16 protein-coding genes, 1 tRNA gene and 1 pseudogene are annotated in these 16,134 nt (G+C 73.1%); 2 read left to right on the top strand and 16 right to left on the bottom strand.

Annotation, left to right across the window (positions count from 1 at the left end):
• Window positions 1–69: 69 nt before the first annotated feature.
• From IAG43_RS15165 to IAG43_RS15140, 6 genes are all read right to left on the bottom strand, one after another.
• Window positions 70–363 (bottom strand): Dabb family protein, encoded by a 294-nt coding sequence (locus IAG43_RS15165; protein ID WP_187741256.1) that lies wholly within the window; start codon window positions 361–363, stop codon window positions 70–72.
• 41 nt (window positions 364–404) lie between these two features.
• Window positions 405–569, bottom strand: coding sequence for a hypothetical protein (locus IAG43_RS15160; RefSeq protein ID WP_187741255.1), 165 nt, complete (start codon window positions 567–569; stop codon window positions 405–407).
• A 166-nt stretch (window positions 570–735) separates the two neighbouring features.
• Window positions 736–820, bottom strand: a tRNA-Ser gene (locus IAG43_RS15155).
• 113 nt (window positions 821–933) lie between these two features.
• A complete protein-coding gene (tadA, locus tag IAG43_RS15150) occupies window positions 934–1,374 on the bottom strand; it encodes a tRNA adenosine(34) deaminase TadA (protein ID WP_246574742.1) in 441 nt (146 codons plus the stop codon).
• A gap of 214 nt (window positions 1,375–1,588) precedes the next feature.
• Window positions 1,589–2,128 carry a tRNA adenosine deaminase-associated protein gene (locus IAG43_RS15145; protein WP_187741253.1) on the bottom strand — a complete coding sequence of 180 codons (540 nt, stop codon included), beginning with the start codon at window positions 2,126–2,128 and terminating at the stop codon, window positions 1,589–1,591.
• A gap of 160 nt (window positions 2,129–2,288) precedes the next feature.
• Window positions 2,289–2,465 carry a hypothetical protein gene (locus IAG43_RS15140; RefSeq protein ID WP_187741252.1) on the bottom strand — a complete coding sequence of 59 codons (177 nt, stop codon included), beginning with the start codon at window positions 2,463–2,465 and terminating at the stop codon, window positions 2,289–2,291.
• 174 nt (window positions 2,466–2,639) lie between these two features.
• Between IAG43_RS15140 and upp the strand changes: the two genes are divergently transcribed.
• Window positions 2,640–3,275 (top strand): uracil phosphoribosyltransferase, encoded by a 636-nt coding sequence (gene upp / locus IAG43_RS15135; RefSeq protein WP_187741251.1) that lies wholly within the window; start codon window positions 2,640–2,642, stop codon window positions 3,273–3,275.
• A gap of 248 nt (window positions 3,276–3,523) precedes the next feature.
• On the opposite strand, the gene IAG43_RS15130 is transcribed toward upp, so the two are convergent.
• Together IAG43_RS15130 and IAG43_RS15125 are read right to left on the bottom strand one after the other, a co-directional pair.
• Complete coding sequence (locus IAG43_RS15130; protein ID WP_246574356.1) at window positions 3,524–4,150, bottom strand: LytR C-terminal domain-containing protein; 627 nt, start codon at window positions 4,148–4,150, stop codon at window positions 3,524–3,526.
• A gap of 177 nt (window positions 4,151–4,327) precedes the next feature.
• A complete protein-coding gene (locus IAG43_RS15125) occupies window positions 4,328–4,624 on the bottom strand; it encodes a type II toxin-antitoxin system VapB family antitoxin (RefSeq protein ID WP_003955420.1) in 297 nt (98 codons plus the stop codon).
• Between the two features lie 109 nt (window positions 4,625–4,733).
• Here IAG43_RS15125 and IAG43_RS15120 point away from each other — a divergent pair.
• Window positions 4,734–6,378 (top strand): annotated as a pseudogene (locus IAG43_RS15120) (helicase HerA-like domain-containing protein).
• 141 nt (window positions 6,379–6,519) lie between these two features.
• Here the strand turns inward: IAG43_RS15120 and IAG43_RS15115 are convergent.
• The 8 genes from IAG43_RS15115 to IAG43_RS15080 all read right to left on the bottom strand — a co-directional run bounded on the left by IAG43_RS15115 (window position 6,520) and on the right by IAG43_RS15080 (window position 15,978).
• Window positions 6,520–8,055 (bottom strand): M28 family metallopeptidase, encoded by a 1,536-nt coding sequence (locus IAG43_RS15115; protein WP_187744477.1) that lies wholly within the window; start codon window positions 8,053–8,055, stop codon window positions 6,520–6,522.
• 205 nt (window positions 8,056–8,260) lie between these two features.
• The gene (locus IAG43_RS15110; protein ID WP_187741250.1) at window positions 8,261–8,917 is read right to left on the bottom strand and encodes an HhH-GPD-type base excision DNA repair protein; all 657 of its coding nucleotides are present in this window, start codon (window positions 8,915–8,917) and stop codon (window positions 8,261–8,263) included.
• Window positions 8,918–8,992: 75 nt separating this feature from the next.
• The gene (locus IAG43_RS15105; RefSeq protein WP_187741249.1) at window positions 8,993–10,234 is read right to left on the bottom strand and encodes an RNA polymerase sigma factor; all 1,242 of its coding nucleotides are present in this window, start codon (window positions 10,232–10,234) and stop codon (window positions 8,993–8,995) included.
• Between the two features lie 89 nt (window positions 10,235–10,323).
• Window positions 10,324–10,737: a YciI family protein gene (locus IAG43_RS15100; RefSeq protein ID WP_187741248.1), complete on the bottom strand. Its 414-nt coding sequence runs from the start codon at window positions 10,735–10,737 to the stop codon at window positions 10,324–10,326.
• A gap of 150 nt (window positions 10,738–10,887) precedes the next feature.
• On the bottom strand, window positions 10,888–11,691 hold the full coding sequence (locus tag IAG43_RS15095) for an SDR family oxidoreductase (RefSeq protein ID WP_187741247.1): 804 nt from the start codon (window positions 11,689–11,691) through the stop codon (window positions 10,888–10,890).
• Complete coding sequence (locus tag IAG43_RS15090) at window positions 11,688–13,349, bottom strand: FAD-binding dehydrogenase (protein WP_187741246.1); 1,662 nt, start codon at window positions 13,347–13,349, stop codon at window positions 11,688–11,690. Before IAG43_RS15090 ends, IAG43_RS15095 begins: the two co-directional genes overlap by 4 nt.
• Window positions 13,346–13,984, bottom strand: a complete 639-nt coding sequence (locus IAG43_RS15085; RefSeq protein ID WP_187741245.1) for a TetR/AcrR family transcriptional regulator — start codon at window positions 13,982–13,984, stop codon at window positions 13,346–13,348. Before IAG43_RS15085 ends, IAG43_RS15090 begins: the two co-directional genes overlap by 4 nt.
• Window positions 13,985–14,202: 218 nt before the next feature.
• Window positions 14,203–15,978: a lysyl oxidase family protein gene (locus tag IAG43_RS15080; protein ID WP_187741244.1), complete on the bottom strand. Its 1,776-nt coding sequence runs from the start codon at window positions 15,976–15,978 to the stop codon at window positions 14,203–14,205.
• Between the last annotated feature and the right edge of the window lie 156 nt (window positions 15,979–16,134).

Genomic DNA, 16,134 nt, shown 5'->3' with positions numbered 1-16,134 from the left:
CCCGGGACGCACCGACCCCCCGCCGGAATCCGGCGGGGGGTCGGTGGGGTGCGGGCCGTGCGGGGCCGCTCAGAACTCGTAGTCGGCGATCACCCACGTGGCGAACTCCCGCCACATCGCCGCCGCGGCCTGGTGCGCCGGGTGCTCGATGTACCGCTTCAGGGCGTCGGCGTCGGCCACCGCGGAGTTGATGGCGAAGTCGTAGGCGATGGGCCGGTCGGTGATGTTCCAGGCGCACTCCCAGAACTCCAGCCCGGGCACGGCCTTGTCGAGGTCGCGGAACGCCTGCGCGCCGGCGACCGCACGCGGATCGTCGCGCTCGACGCCCTCGTCGAGCTTGAAGAGGACCAGATGGCGGATCACGGGTGCTCCTGGGGACGGGCGGCCTGGGGCCGTGGGGCGTCCTAGTTGACGAGTTCGGTCATGAACTCGCCGACGCCCTGCGCGGCGCTCGAAATGCCCTCGAACCCTACCTGGACCAGGTCGGCGGCCTTCGCGGGGGACGTGATGATCGTGTACAGCACGAAGACGACGACTATGTAGAGAACGATCTTCTTCGCCTGTGCCATCGTCCCCTGTCTCCCTGCTGCCCCTGCCCGCCCGTGCGACGCGTGAGTCTAGCCGAGCCGATTTGAGCCATACCCGTCAAGGCTCGGGCGGCATCGGATCAAGGGAATCCGAGATCAGGACATGCGAAGGGCCCCGGTGCGATGCACCGGGGCCCTTCGACGAGAGCGGTAGCGGAGGGATTTGAACCCTCGGTGAGTTTCCCCACACTCGCTTTCGAGGCGAGCTCCTTCGGCCGCTCGGACACGCTACCGGGAGAGATCCTAGCCCACTGTGGGCCGTGCGATGAAATCGGTATCCGGGGCGGACGCGGCCGTCCCGCCCGGGCGGGGCCACGAGCGTGCCGCGGGGCCGGCGGGCGGCCGCTCAGAGCTCCGGACCGCGGTCCCGGAAGAAGCGCGTCAGCGCGTGCGAGCACGCGTCCTCCAGCACGCCGGGGACGACCTCGGGACGGTGGTTGAGCCGCCGGTCGCGGACCAGGTCCCACAGCGAGCCGGCCGCGCCCGCCTTCTCGTCGCGCGCCCCGTAGACGACCCGGTCCACCCGGGACTGCACGAGGGCGCCGGCGCACATGGTGCACGGCTCCAGGGTCACCACCAGGGTGCAGCCGTTCAGCCGCCACTCGCCGGTGCGCGCGGCGGCGCGGCGCAGCGCCAGTACCTCGGCGTGCGCGGTCGGATCCCCGGCGGCCTCGCGTTCGTTGTGCCCGGTGGCGAGGACCGAGCCGTCCGCGGCCAGCACCACGGCGCCGACCGGGACGTCGCCGCCCGCGGCGGCCCGAGCGGCCTCGGCCAGGGCGAGCCGCATCGCGGCCTCCCACGGGCCGCGCACGGGGTCGGCGGAACCGGCCGTGCCAGCGGGCACGGCCGGGACGGGATCCGGCCGGCCGGCCGGGGCGGGCCGGCCGGTGGATCCACGCGGATTCGTCGGGGGATGGGGGATGGGCATCGGTCGGTCGCCAGGGCCTCTCGTCCGGATCTCGGTGGGCCGACTGATCTGCCCCGATCCGAGACGGAAGACCCTAGCGGACGGTCTCCAGGACCTCGCCGGCGCCGAGCGCCTCCGCGATCCCGGGCAGGGCGTCGGTCTCCAGGGCCAGCAGCTCCTTCTCCGGCAGTCCGAGGTCCGCGAGGATGCCGCGGTCGCCGACCGGGCCCGCCGGGGTGGCTTCGCCGCCCTGGGCCGGGACGCCCGCGACCTGCTCCTCCTCGTCCGGTTCCGGTTCCCCGTCCTCGGTGCCGTCGAGGTCGAGGGCGTCCAGGTCGTCGGCGGGGTCGTCGTCGTCCCCGCCGAGCAGTTCGTTGGTCAGGATCTCCCCGTACGAGGAGCGTGCGGCCGCGGCCGCGTCCGAGACGTAGATACGAGGGTCCTCCTCGCCCTCGATCCTGATGACGCCGAACCAGGCGTCCTCCTGCTCGATGAAGACGAGCACCGTGTCCTCGTCCACCGAGGCGTCGCGGGCCAGGTCGGTCAGATCCGACAGGGTCTCCACATCGTCGAGCTCTGTGTCGCTCGCTTCCCACCCGTCATGAGTGCGCGCGAGCAGTGCGGCGAAGTACACCGTGACTCTCCCACTGATCAGAGGTGTGACGACCGGCGGTGCGCTGTGTGCGTGCCCCGCCCACCGGAATCGTGGCAGAAACATGCGCCCTGCGAGAGGTCTTCCGTCGTTGCGTCGGCCATCAGTTCTGCCAGGTGGCCCTTATGGGGCCATCACGCGGTCACCAGCGGAAGGTCCGCATGCGCATCTGCTGGCGCATCCGGGCGGCCCGCGCGCGGCGCGGCTGGACCCGGTCGCGCAGGGCCTTGGCCTCGTTCAGCTCGCGCAGGAACTGGGCGCGCCGCCTGCGGCGCTCCGCGTCGGTCTCGCTCTCGCGCTCCGGTTCGGCTTCCTGCATCGGCCACACCACCCCATGACGGCTCCGTCCGCCTCCACCTTCCCTCCGCCGTACCGGTTGATGCCACCCTGGCCAGCGGGATCTCCCCCGCGGGGCCCGGCGCGGGCCGTCCGGCGCCCGGGCGCGGCGCCCTGTCCGGAGGTGACCGGCCCGGCATCCCCTAGGGTTGGGTCCATGCGGATCCATGTCGTCGACCACCCGCTGGTGGCGCACAAACTCACCACGCTGCGCGACCGGCGCACCGACTCCCCGACCTTCCGGCGGCTCGCCGACGAGCTGGTCACCCTGCTCGCGTACGAGGCCACCCGGGACGTGCGCACCGAGCAGGTCGACATCGAGACCCCGGTGACGGGCACGACCGGTGTCAAGCTGTCCCACCCGCGCCCGCTGGTGGTGCCGATCCTGCGCGCGGGCCTCGGCATGCTGGACGGCATGGTCCGGCTGCTGCCGACCGCCGAGGTGGGCTTCCTCGGCATGATCCGCAACGAGGAGACGCTGGAGGCGTCGACGTACGCGACCCGGATGCCGGAGGACCTCTCCGGGCGCCAGGTGTACGTGCTCGACCCGATGCTCGCCACCGGCGGCACCCTGGTCGCGGCGATCCGGGAGCTGATCCGGCGGGGCGCCGACGACGTGACCGCCGTGGTGCTCCTCGCCGCGCCCGAGGGCGTCGAGGTGATGGAGCGCGAGCTGGCCGGGGCGCCGGTCACCGTGGTGACGGCCTCGGTCGACGAGCGTCTCAACGAGAACGGCTACATCGTCCCGGGCCTCGGCGACGCGGGCGACCGCATGTACGGCACCGCCGACTAGGGCCTCTCGTTCGGATCTTGGCGGGCTCACGTGCCCTGGCACGCACTCCCCCAGCTACCGCTGGGAGGTGCCCCCATGCCGCGTTGTCGTCGGTCGTCGACGCTCCGCGTGGACTCTCCCCCTGGCCTTCGGCCGGGAGGTGCCCCCATCCTCCGCCTTGCGATCGCACGCACCAGATCCCGCTCGCTGATCCGCCCTGATCCAAACGAAAGGCCCAGCAGAGCCCGTTCCGGCGGGAGCCGGGCCGCTCAGCACTTCCCGGAGGGCGCGGGCGCGGGCCTGGTCAGTGCGGCCAGGGCCGTGTCCGCGTCCTTCTTCGCCGACAGGGCGGTGTAGGCGGTGCCGATGATCAGGTCGACGTCGGCCGTGGTGCGGGTGTCCGTCTTGAGCTGGGTGCCCGTGAGCTGGGTGCCGAGCACCCTGAAGTTGCCCCGCTGCGCGGACGAGCCGCCGAGGAGCACCGCGGTGCCGGGGACCTTCTTGTCGTACTCGGCGGTCGCGTTGCCGACCTTGCCGATCCTGAAGCCACGTTTCTTCAGCTCGTCGGCGGCGGCCTTCGCGAGGCCGCTGCGCGGCGTCGCGTTGTAGACGTTCACCGTGATCTGCCGGGGCGCCGGCGGGGCGGGTGCGGCGGAAGGGGTCGGCGCGGGCTTGCACTCCCGGGCCTGCTTCGCCGCTGCCGCGGTCTTCCCGTCGCCGCCGGTGAAAGCGTCGATGAGCTGCGTCGTGCCCCAGCCGGCGAGGCCGAGGGCGACCACCGCGGCGAGTGCCGCGAAGACGATCCGGCGGCGGTTCCGGGGGCGGCGCATCCGGGGATAGGCGTTGCCTGTGATGCGGTACTTTCCGCCCATACCGGGGGGAGTGAGCATGCTCATGGGCGCAGCGTAGTGCCGACCGGACGCCATGCCTACTAAACGATCAGTGGACTGCGTCCGTACGGTGGCGAAAAGCCCCGAAAGGATCAGCCGCGCGGCCGGAGCGGGCGCGGGCGCGACCGGATGCAACGCCCGGGACGTTTCACCCGTACGGGGTCGGCGGGAGCCGGCGCGGGGTCAGCCCAGTTCGAGCACGCGGGCGTGGAGCACCTGACGCTGCTGGAGGGCCGCGCGCACCGCGCGGTGCAGTCCGTCCTCCAGGTAGAGGTCGCCCTGCCACTTCACGACGTGGGCGAAGAGGTCGCCGTAGAACGTCGAGTCCTCCGCGAGCAGCGTCTCGAGGTCCAGCTGGCCCTTGGTGGTCACGAGCTGATCGAGGCGGACCGGGCGCGGCGCGACGTCCGCCCACTGCCGGGTGCTTTCCCGGCCGTGGTCGGGGTACGGCCGTCCGTTGCCGATGCGCTTGAAGATCACACGGAAAGCCTACCGGCCTTCCGCCTCCGGGCGCAGCCACGGAGGCGGAGTGCCATCCTGCTGAAAGCTCGGCAAATCCGCACGAAGGCGAGAAACCGGGGGTCCTCGGATGACAGACCAGGAGTCCCCGCGCCCCGCCGGCGGCGCCGACCCGCTGCCGCCGGCGGCCTCGGCCGTCGCGGACGGGTACGCCTTCGACGGCCCCGCCCTCGAACTCGGCGCCCTGCTCTGGGACGGGCAGTGCCTGCCCGGCGCTCCGGTGCGCGTCCCGCTGTCGGTGCTGAACCGGCACGGCCTCATCGCCGGGGCGACCGGCACGGGCAAGACGAAGACCCTCCAGCTGATCGCCGAACAGCTCTCCGCGCACGGCGTCCCCGTCTTCCTCGCCGACGTCAAGGGAGACGTCTCGGGCGTCTGCGCACCGGGCACGGACGGCGAGCGGGTACGGGAGCGGGCGGCCCAGGTGGGGCAGGAGTGGACGGCCTCCGGCTTCCCCTGCGAGTTCTACGGGCTCGGCGGGATCGGGGCCGGCATCCCGCTGCGGGCCACCGTCACCGACTTCGGTCCGCTGCTGCTCGCCAAGGTGCTCCAGCTCAACCGGACCCAGGAGCAGTCGCTCGGCCTGATCTTCCACTACGCCGACGCCAAGGGCCTCGAACTGGTGGACCTCAAGGACCTGCGGGCCGTGGTCGCCTTCCTGGTGTCGGAGGAGGGCCGGGCGGAACTCAAGGGCATCGGCGGGCTGTCGGCGGCGACGGCCGGCGTCGTGCTGCGGTCGATCACCGCCCTGGAGCAGGAGGGGGCGTCCGCCTTCTTCGGCGAGCCGGAGTTCGACACCGCCGACCTGCTGCGCACGGCGCCGGACGGCCGGGGGATCGTGTCCGTGCTGGAGCTGCCCGCGGTCCAGGACCGGCCGCGGCTGTTCTCGACGTTCCTGATGTGGCTGCTTGCGGACCTCTTCCACGACCTGCCCGAGGCCGGCGACCAGGAGAAGCCCCGGCTGGTCTTCTTCTTCGACGAGGCGCACCTGCTCTTCGACGGGGCGTCGAAGGCGTTCCTGGAGTCGATCACGCAGACGGTGCGGCTGATCCGCTCCAAGGGCGTGGGCGTCTTCTTCGTGACCCAGACGCCGAAGGACGTGCCGTCCGACGTGCTCGGGCAGCTCGGCAACCGGGTGCAGCACGCCCTGCGGGCCTTCACCCCGGACGACGCCAAGGCGCTCACGGCGACGGTCAGGACCTTCCCGAAGTCGGCCTACGACCTGGAGGAGGTGCTGACCGGGCTGGGCACGGGCGAGGCGGTGGTGACCGTGCTCGGCGAGCGGGGGGGCGCCCACACCGGTCGCGGCGACCCGGCTGCGGGCGCCCGAGTCGCTGATGGGGCCGGTCGACGCGGCGGTGCTGGACGCGGCGGTGGCGGCGTCGCCGCTGTACGCGCGGTACGCCGTGGCCGTCGACCGGGAGTCGGCGTACGAGCGGCTGACGGACGCGCAGCGGGCGGCGGAGGACGAGGCCGGGCGGGCGGCGGCCGGGGCGGAGCGGGAGCCCGAACGCGGACGGGAGGGGGCGGCCGGGGAGCGGGACGGCGGCGGCCGGGCGCGGCGGCCCGGGTCGCGGGAGCGGGAGGACGACGAGTCGCTGGCCGAACAGGTCATGGGGAGCGGGGTGTTCAGGAGCCTGGCGCGGTCGGTGGGCACCCAGCTGGGGCGGGAGATCACGCGCTCGCTGTTCGGGACGGCACGCCGCAGGCGGTGAAGGAGGCGGGCCGCCGCCCGCTGCCGCGGACACGCCCGTGCCGCCGTGCGGGACCGGGTGGTCCGCAGGGCGGCACGGGTGGTCCGTCCGGTACGGCGGGCGCGGGCGGGTGGGCCCGGGCGCGCCGTACCGGCGGGGGTGCTACTCGGTGACCTCGTGGTCGTGGCCGTCGTGCAGACCGCCGCCGCTGCCGGCCTCACCGTCGGTGGGCACGGACTCCACCGGGGTGCGCAGCGAGCTGATGTCGTGGGCGTAGGTGCCCACGGCGTTGGCGATGATGCCGATGTTCACGGCGAAGGCGTCCATGTCGATGTTGCTCAGGTCGTCGCCTTCGGCGTGGTAGTTCGGGTCGTAGGCGACGCCCGCCTGTCCGCCCCACTTCTCCGCCTGTGCCGCGGTCTTGATGCCCTCCGCGCCGGTGAAGGTGCCGCCCGAGGGGATGCCGACCTCGATGAACGGCCCGTAGTCGGAGCGCCCGGTGAAGTCGGTGCCCTCGTGCGGGGTGCCCCGGCGGTCGAGGAACTGGTTGATGTCGCGCTCCAGTTGGGCCGAGCCCTCGGGGCCCGCTCCCGAACCGACGCCGTCGGAGTTGTCGCCGTCGTAGACGAAGATCCCGTAGTTCGGCGAGGCGATCATGTCGAAGTTCAGGTAGAGCTTGATCTCCTTCTTGCCGAGGGAGCTGAGGTTCGCGACGTAGTGCTCGGACCCGAGCAGGCCGTTCTCCTCGGCCGACCACCAGGCGAAGCGCACCTTGTTGGCGGGGCGCTTCTCCTTCTTGGCCAGTTCCTCGGCGACTTCGAGCAGACCGGCGGAGCCGGAGCCGTTGTCGTTGATGCCGGGGCCCTCGGTGACGGAGTCGAGGTGGGCGCCGAGCACCACGGTGTTGGCCGCGTTGCCCCGCTTGGTCTCGGCGATCACGTTGTTCGTCGTCCGCGTCTCCTGGAGCTCGCGGACCTCGAAGGAGATCTCGACCGGACCCTTGGCGAGGTCGGCGGCGAGCTTCTCGCCCTCCGCCTGGGTGAGGCCCCCGGTGGGGATCCTGCCCGCTGCGGCGTCCCCGAGCGTGCCGGACAGCGCCCCCTCGGTGTTGTTGTAGACGATCGCGCCCGCCGCGCCCGCCGCCGCGGCGGCGGCCTGCTTCTCGGCGAACGAGCAGCCGCCGCGCTTGATCAGCGCGACCTTGCCCGTGAAGGTGCCGGAGGCGTAGTCGGCGGCCTCGCAGCCGCTGGTGTCGTCCACCGGGACGGCGGCCAGAGCGGCCCTGATGCCGCCCACCGGCGTGGACTTGGTGTACGTCATCGCCTTGATCTCGATGTCGCGCGGCGCGGGCGAGACGACCGACAGCTTCTCGGCGAGGGTCTGCGTGTAGACGAACGAGAACTTCTGGTACGAGACGTCGTACCCGTACTTCTTCATCTGCTGGTACACGTACGCGGCGGACGCGTCGTGCCCGAGCGATCCGGCGGCGCGGTGGCCGCCCGCCGAGTCCGCTATGGCCTGGAACCTCTCGAGGTGCTCGTAGGCGTCGTCGGCGGATGCCCTGGCGACCAGCTTGCCGGCGAGCTTCGCCGCGTCCTTGGCCGCCCGGTCGGCGGAGCCGGCCCGGTGGGCCGCGGACGGGGAGGCGGATGCCAGCAGGAGCGGGGTCGCGAGTGCGGCTGCGGCCAGGGTGGCCACGGCTCTGCGATGGGTTGCGTTCACAGAGGTCCTTCCCGGTGCGAACGTGGGTTGAAGGGAAGTTAGCGATCTCCACTGGTTCTGTGAACACTTGTGCCACAACTGACGGGTATTTCATCCACCCGTCACCCGGACGTGATTCGTCCGCTTGGGCCCGGTGAGCGGCCGCAGGTTTTCCGCCCGGCGACGCTCGTGATCAGGACTCCTAGCTCTTGGGCGACGTGCCGGCCGACTTGCCCGCCTTCTTGCCCGCCGTCTTTCCCGCCGTCTTCGCGGGTGCGGCGGGGGCCGCCTTCGCGGCGGCCTTCTTCTCCTGCTTCCACGCCCGCACCCGGGCCAGCGACTCGGGTCCCGTGATGTCCGCGGCGGACCGGAACGACCCCTCCTCGCCGTACATCCCCGCCGCCTCGCGCCAGCCCTCGGGCCGCACGCCGTACTGCTTGCCGAGCAGGGCCAGGAAGATCTTCGCCTTCTGGTCGCCGTAGCCCGGCAGGGCCTTCAGCCGGGCCAGCAGCTCGGCACCGCTCTTCACGTCGCGCCAGAGAGCGCTCGCGTCCCCGTCGTACTCGTCGACGAGGTAACGGCACAGCTCCTGCACCCGCTTGGCCATCGACGCCGGGTAGCGGTGGACGGCGGGCTTTCGGCGCAGCAGTTCGGAGAAGGCGTCCGGGTCGTACGCGGCGATCTCCCCCGCGTCCAGGTCGTCGGCGCCGAGGCGCTGCGCCACCGTGTACGGGCCGGTGAAGGCCCACTCCATGGGGACCTGCTGGTCGAGCAGCATGCCGACCAGGGCGGCGAGCGCGCTGCGGCCGAGCAGTTCGTCGGCCTCGGGCTGCTGGGCGAGGTGAATCGTGGCGTCCATGCCCCGATGATCGCCCGGGGCCGGGAGGGCCGCCAGCGTCACGCGCCCGCGGGGGGCACCGAGGCGGACGGGTCGTCAGCCCTCCAGCCGGGCGGCCCGGCCGCGGAGGTAGCGTGCCTCCGGCTCGCTGAGCGTGGCCCCGGCGGCGGCCCGGTAGGCGGTGAGCGCGCCCTCTCGGTCGCCGGCGCGCTCCAGCAGGTGCGCCCGGACGGCGTCGAGCCGGTGGTGGCCTTTCAGCCGGTCCTCCAGCAGCCCGACTTCCCGCAGGCCCGCCGCCGGTCCGTCCACCATGGCGACCGCCACCGCCCGGCCCAGTTCGGCCATCGGTTCGGGGAAGCGCGCCACCAGGACGTCGTAGAGGGCGAGGATCTGCGGCCAGTCGGTGTTCTCGGGAGCCGCCGCCTCGTCGTGCAGCGCGGCGATCGCCGCCTGGAGCTGGTAGGCGCCGGCCGGGCCCCGGGAGAGGGCCTCCTCCACCAGGGCGGTGCCCTCGTCGATCGCCGCGCGCGTCCAGAGCGAGCGGTCCTGTTCGTCGAGGGGGATCAACTCGCCGTCCGGGCCGGTACGGGCGGGGGCGCGGGCGTCGGTGAGGAGCATCAGCGCCAGCAGACCGGCGACCGCGCCGTCGCGGGGGAGCAGGGCGTGCACCGCGCGGGTCAGCCGTACGGCCTCGTGGGCGAGGTCGGCCCGGCGCAGCGCGGTGCCGGAGGTGGCGGTGTAGCCCTCGTTGAAGATCAGGTAGAGGACTTGGAGCACGACGGCGAGCCGGGCGTCGTGGTCCGCCGGGCCGGGCCGGCTGAACGGGACGCCCCGGATCCGCTGCTTTGCCCGGCTGATCCGCTGGGCCATCGTCGCCTCCGGCACCAGGTGCGCCCGGGCGATCTCGGAGGTCGTCAGGCCGCCCACGGCCCGCAAGGTGAGTGCGATCTGGGCGGGCGGCGTCAGCTCCGGGTGGCAGCACAGGAAGAGCAGCGTGAGCGTGTCGTCCTCGCTGGGCGCGCGGCCCTCGCCGGGCGGTGGGGTGGTGAACGCGTCCCGGGGCGCGAGCTGTGCCGCGTTCTGCTCGCGCCGTCTGCGGGACTCCTCGGCGCGCAGCAGATCGGTGAGGCGCCGGGCGGCGACCTTGATCAGCCAGCCGCGGGGGTTGTCCGGCACCCCCGCACCGGGCCACTGCCGTGCGGCCGCGAGCAGGGCCTCCTGCACGGCGTCCTCGGCGAGATCGAAGTGGCCGTAGCGGCGCACGAGCGCGCCGAGGACCTGCGGCGCGTGACGGCGCAGCAGGTCCTCGACGGTGCAGGGCTCCTCGGGCTCCGGCACGACCGGCCTCCGTCCCCCGGGCCGGCGCCCCGGTGGGCCGGTCCTGTCCTCGGCGCCCGGGGATGCCCCGGGCGCCGAGGAGCAGAATGTCAGACGTCGTCCCCGGATCCGGCGAGCGGACGGATGACGACCGGGTACTCGGGGGCGCCTTCGGGCTGGGGGCACCGGGCGACCAGGGCGGCGATCTCGGTCACCCGCTCCAGGCTCGCGCAGTCCAGCACCCAGTAGCCCGCCAGCACCTCCTTGGTCTCGCCGTAGGGACCGTCGGTGATCACCGGGCGGCCCTCGCCGTCCAGCGAGACGTGCCGGGTCTGCGCCGGTGCGGTCAGGCCCTGTCCGTCGACCAGCTCGCCGGACTCGGCCAGGTCGTCGTTGATCTTCTGCATGAAGGCGAACATGGCCTGCATGTCCTTCTCGTCCCAGGCGGGTGAGCTCGCGGAGCTCTTGCCGGCCATGGCCTCGTAGTCCGCCTGCGTCCCCTGAACCATCACCAGGTACTTCATGATCGCGCTCCTCCGCTGTCCTTGTGCCCAGCCCTTGGTGGGCGGCTCTCACAGGGGACGTCGGAGCAGCGCGGGCGTTCTCGACGACGCGCCGGAAGAATTTTCCGGAGAGTTCCCCGCCGGGCGCCGAGGGGCGCCCGGCGGGCGGTCTCAGCGCAGGCCGTGCCTGCGGGCGACGATCCGTTCGACGGAGCTCCTCGGCAGCAGCCGGCGCAGCGCGAACACCAGGGGCGCGTTGCTGCCCACCGCGTACAGGGGCTTCGGGCGCGGCGCCTCGACCGCCCGCAGGACGGTCCGTGCCACCGCCTGGGCGGAGATGCCGCGGGCCTCGTTGGCGTTGAGCGCCGTGAGCATGGTCCGGTACTCCGCGAGGAAGGGGGAGTCGTCGGCCACGTACTGGGTGCGGCGCTCGCTGATGCCGGTGTTGACGGAACCCGGCTCCACGGTGGCGACGCCGACGCCGTACGGGGAGACCTCCCGGCGCAGGGAGTGCGCGAACCCCTTGATCGCGGCCTTCGAGGCGACGTAGGAGGAGCGGTAGGCGAGCGGGAAGCTGGCCAGCATGGAGCCGACCATGACCACCCGGCCGTGTCCGCGGGCCCGCATCCCCGGCAGCACGAGCTGGGTCAGGCGCACCGGGCCGAGGACGTTGAGGCGGAAGAGGCGCTCCAGCGCCTCCATGGGCAGTTCCTCCAGCGGCCCGTTCTGGCTCTCGCCCGCGTTGTTGACGAGGACGTCGACCTCGCCGGCGGCGGCCGCGCACGCCTCGACGGAGGCCGTGTCGGTGAGGTCGAGCGCCAGGTACTCCACGCCCGGCAGCGGGTCGGCGACCGCGCCGGGGTCGCGGCTGGTGCCGAGGACGCGGTAGCCCCGGGCGGCCAGCGCGGCGGCGACGGCGGCGCCGATCCCTGAGGACGCGCCGGTCACCAGGGCGGTGCGGCCCCCGCCCGTCATCCGAGCCGCCGGGCGATCGCGCGGCCCGCCGCCCGGCCGGAGAAGATGCAGCCGCCGAGGAAGGTGCCCTCCAGCGCGTTGTAGCCGTGCACGCCGCCGCCGCCGAAGCCGGCCACCTCGCCCGCCGCGTACAGGCCGTCGAAGGGCTCTCCGTCGGGGCGGACGACCTGCGAGTTCAGCGTCGTCTCCAGGCCGCCGAGCGTCTTGCGGGTGAGCAGGTGCAGCCGGACGGCGATCAGCGGGCCGTGGGCGGGGTCGAGGAGGCGGTGCGGCTTGGCGACCCGGGTCAGTTTGTCGGGCCAGTAGGCGCGCGCGTTGGCCACGGACATCAGCTGGAAGTCCTTGGAGTACGGGTTGTCCACCTCGCGGTCGCGGGCCAGGATCTCCCGTTCGACCTGCGCGAGGTCCAGCTTCGGGCCGGGGGCGATGGCGTTCATGCCGTCGACCAGTTCGGCGAGGGTCCGGCGGACGACGAAGTCCTCGCCCTTGTCGAGGAAGGCCTGCACGGGGCCGGGCGCGCCCTTGCGGGCACGGGAGAGCACCAGCTTCAGGTCCTTGCCGGTGATGTCCGGGTTCTGCTCGGACCCGGAGAGCGCGAACTCCTTCTCCACGATGTCCTGGGTGAGCACGAACCACGAGTAGTCGTGCCCGGTGGCCGTGATGTGCTTCAGGGTGGCGAGGGTGTCGTGCCCGGGGAAGAGCGGCACCGGCAGCCTGCGGCCGGTCGCGTCCAGCCACAGGGACGACGGGCCGGGGATGATGCGGATGGCGTGGTCGGGCCAGACCGGGTCCCAGTTCCTGATGCCCTCGGTGTAGTGCCACATCCGGTCGCGGTTGACGATCGAGCCGCCCGCGTCCTCGGTGATCTCCAGCATCCGGCCGTCGACGTACGCGGGGACGCCGGTGATCATCGAGCGCGGGGCGGCGCCGAGGCGGTCGGCGGGCCAGTTCCTGCGGACGAGTTCCTGGTTGCCGCCGATGCCGCCCGAGGTCACCACCACGGCCTGGGCACGGAGCTCGAACTCACCGGCCGCCTCCCGGCCGGAGGCGACGCCGCGGGCCTCCTCGGAGGGCGCCAGCACCGTCCCGCGCACACCGACCGCGGCGCCGTTCTCGACGATCAGGCCGTCCACCCGGTGCCGGTGGCGGAAGGTGACCAGGCCGCGGGCGGCCGCCGCGAGCACCGGCTCCCGGAACACCCGGACGACCTCCGGCCCGGTGCCCCAGGTGAGGTGGAAGCGGGGCACCGAGTTGCCGTGCCCGGCGGCCGCGCCCGCGCCGCGCTCCGCCCAGCCGACGGTCGGCATGACCCGCAGGCCGAGCCCGTGGAGGTAGTCCCGCTTCTCGCCGGCGGCGAAGGCGACGTACGCCTCGGCCCACCTGCGCGGCCAGTGGTCCTCGCGCTCGCGGTCGAAACCGGCCGAGCCGAGCCAGTCGGCGAGGGCGAGCTCGGCGGAGTCCTTGATGCCCATCCGGCGCTGCTCGGGGCTGTCGACGAGGAACAGGCCGCCCAGCGACCAGAACGCCTGGCCGCCGAGGTTCGCCTCGTTCTCCTGGTCGACGACGACCACCCGCCGCCCGGCGCGGGTCAGTTCGTACGTCGCGACCAGCCCGGCCAGTCCCGCGCCCACGACGATGACGTCGGCGTCCTCGCTCACGGTGCCTCCTCGGTGACGGGCGTGCTGTACGCCCCAAGAACGTGCATGAACAGCTCCTCGCGCCGGCGGCGCGGCTCCTCGCTGCCCGGTTCGAGCAGCACCTGCAGCGCGGTCCCGTCGTGCACCGCGACGAGCGCGTGCCCGAGGGCGGCCGGCTCCGGCACCCGGCGTCCGGTGCGGGCGAGGGCGTCGACGACGACCGGCAGCACGGTGTCGAGGATCGCCTGCTCGCGGGCGGCCATCACCCGGCGCAGCGGCCGGTTGCGCAGGGCGTGCGCGGTGAACTCGGCGGTCACCCGGTACCAGGCGTCGTCGACGGGGATCGCGGCGAGCGCGGCCCGTATCGCCTCGTCCGGGTCGTCGGGCGGCACGTCGGCCAGCGCCTCGCGGACGTCGGCGAGCATCCGGCCGGAGCGCTCCTCCCACATGACGAGGAACAGTTCGTCGAGGGAGGAGAAGTTGGAGTAGAACGCGCCCCGGGTGTAGCCGGCCCGCTCGCAGATCTGCTCCACGGTGGAGCGCCCGAAGCCCTCCTCGGCGAAGACCTGGAGCGCGGCGTCGAGGACCCTGCGCCTGGTCTCGGCCCGGCGCGCGGTGACCCGGGGGCCGGTGGCGCGCGGCGCGGTGGTTCCCATGAGCGGTCCGCCCTTCTTCGATGCGCGAACGTATCGGATGCACTGGTGTATCGACAAGGGCCGTGCACGGGCCCGTCCCCGTTCCGTGCCCGGACACGGCGGCGGCCCCCGGGAGGAGTCCTCCCGGGGGCCGCCGCCGTGGCACGCCGTGCCGGGCGCCGGGTCGGCCGCCGCTCAGGCGGCGGTCAGACGGCGGTCAGGCGCAGGTCGGTCGGTGTTCAGTTGGCGTCGACGAGGCCGACCGGGGCCACGGTCACCGTGCGGGCGCCCTTCGTGCCGCCGAGCACGACCTTGCGCAGGGCGCTGTTGTTGCCGAGGTCCGTCTCCTTGAGGCGCTTCTCCGGGTTGGCCAGCACCTGGATCCAGTAGGTGCCGTTCGGCAGGTCCGTGATGTCGAAGGACTGGCCGGGCAGGTCCTGGGTGTAGGTGTCACCGGAGCCGACGTCCAGCACCTCGCGCACCGAGATCGAGTTCTCCTGGCCGCAGGCGGTGGACAGGTCGGTGTTCTCCGGGTGCCAGTTGGCGTTCTTCACCGTGTAGTCCACGGCGTCCGTGTTGGCGAGGCAGAACGCCTCCTTGCCGCTGCGCACGGCCTCCTTCTTGTCGGCCTTCAGCAGCCGGTAGCTGGCGAAGTCGGTGAAGTGCCAGTGCTCGTGGCCCGGACGCGGGTCCCACTCCATGGTGCCGGTGGGGGTGTAGCCGACCTGCTTGCCGTCCGCGTCGTAGAAGTACTGGTAGGCGTCCATCAGTTCCTTGCCCGGCGTGCGGAAGCCGTCCACGACGAGCTGGGCGGGTCCCGCGTTCCAGACGTTGGCGCTGAACGCCAGGTAGTCCTTGCCCGGCACCTCCTCGCCGCCGTCGCCGATGGTGATGCCGTAGGCGGGCAGCGACCGCAGGTCGGGCTTGGGGACGTCCGGCACGTTCGCCGGACCGGTCGGGCGCTTCGCGTTCGGCGCGAGTGCGGGGGCCTGGCGGGAGCCGTCCGTCCGTCCCGCGCTGTCACCCGCAGCCTGGGCCGCCCGGAGGCCGGCCTTCTTCAGCGCCCACGGCAGGGCGGGCGGTGCGGGCGCGTAGGGGCCGTGGCCCACGTTGTACGTGGGAGTGGCGCCCGTCGTCGCGGCGGACGGGGCCTCGGGCCGGGCCGCGGCGCCGTGTCCGGCGTGCCCGGTGGAGTGTGCGGTGCTGTGCCCCGCGCCGTGTCCGGCGGTGTGGCCGCCCGCGTGGCCCGCGTGGCCGGCGGCCCGGTGGGCGGCCGGCCCGGTCTTCGCCGCGCCCGCGCCCGCACCGCCCTCCTCCCAGCTCCGCTCCCGGACGGTGACCTTGATGGTCTGCGGCTTGTTCGCGATGCCGAACAGGTCCCGGTACTTCTTGGCCACCGAGACCTTGGCCGTGTAGACGCCCGCGGCGAGGGGGACCGGCTCCGAGTAGTAGCCGGCGTAGGTGTTGGAGGCCCAGCCGTTCTCGACGCCCCACACCGAGCCGAGCGTGAACGGGTTCACCGGGCAGCTCTGCGGATACGGGGACGTGCTCGGCGCGTCCGGGCGCACCCGGCCGGAGGCGTTGTTCGGGCAGAAGCTCTCCGACCGGGAGAGGACCTTCCTGCCCTTCTCGTCGGTGAGCGTGATCTCGGCGAAGCCGGGGAGGCCGGAGAAGCCGTCCACCAGGCCCTTGGGCAGGGTCCGCGTGCGGGTCTTGTTCCCGCTGTGGACGATCTGCGTGGCGACCACCGGGGCGTCGTAGCCCTTGCGGGTCACCCGCAGCTCGAACGGGCCGTTCTGGGCGGTCACGTAGGTGCCGAGGTCCAGGTAGACGCCGGGGTCCTCCTTCCAGGAGTCCAGCGTCACCGACGTGGTCGCGGCGATCAGGCTGAGCTTCGGCAGGGACTTGGCGTTGTGGGCCTCCGGCGACGCGGCGACGACGGCGGCCGTGACGGCGGTCGCGGCGGCGGCGGCGATCGCCGCGCGCCCGAGACGAGCCTGGTGGGATCTGGTCATGAATCCTCGTTCTCCCAGTGCCTGACGGGACGGTGGGGAACAGCGGCCCCGGTCGCCCGGAACCGCTGTCTGTCTCCGCCTGTGAGAGGTGAGGGGCACGCCCGGGGTTGTCCGCGGTCACCGGTTGGGCCGATGTTGGCCGAAACCAGGCGCGGA

Origin of the sequence: Streptomyces genisteinicus, assembly GCF_014489615.1 — a bacterium.
GTDB classification, from domain to species: Bacteria; Actinomycetota; Actinomycetes; order Streptomycetales; family Streptomycetaceae; genus Streptomyces; species Streptomyces genisteinicus.
The sequence above is the reverse complement of the archived record's forward strand: the minus strand, read 5'-3'. Positions and strand labels throughout refer to the sequence as shown.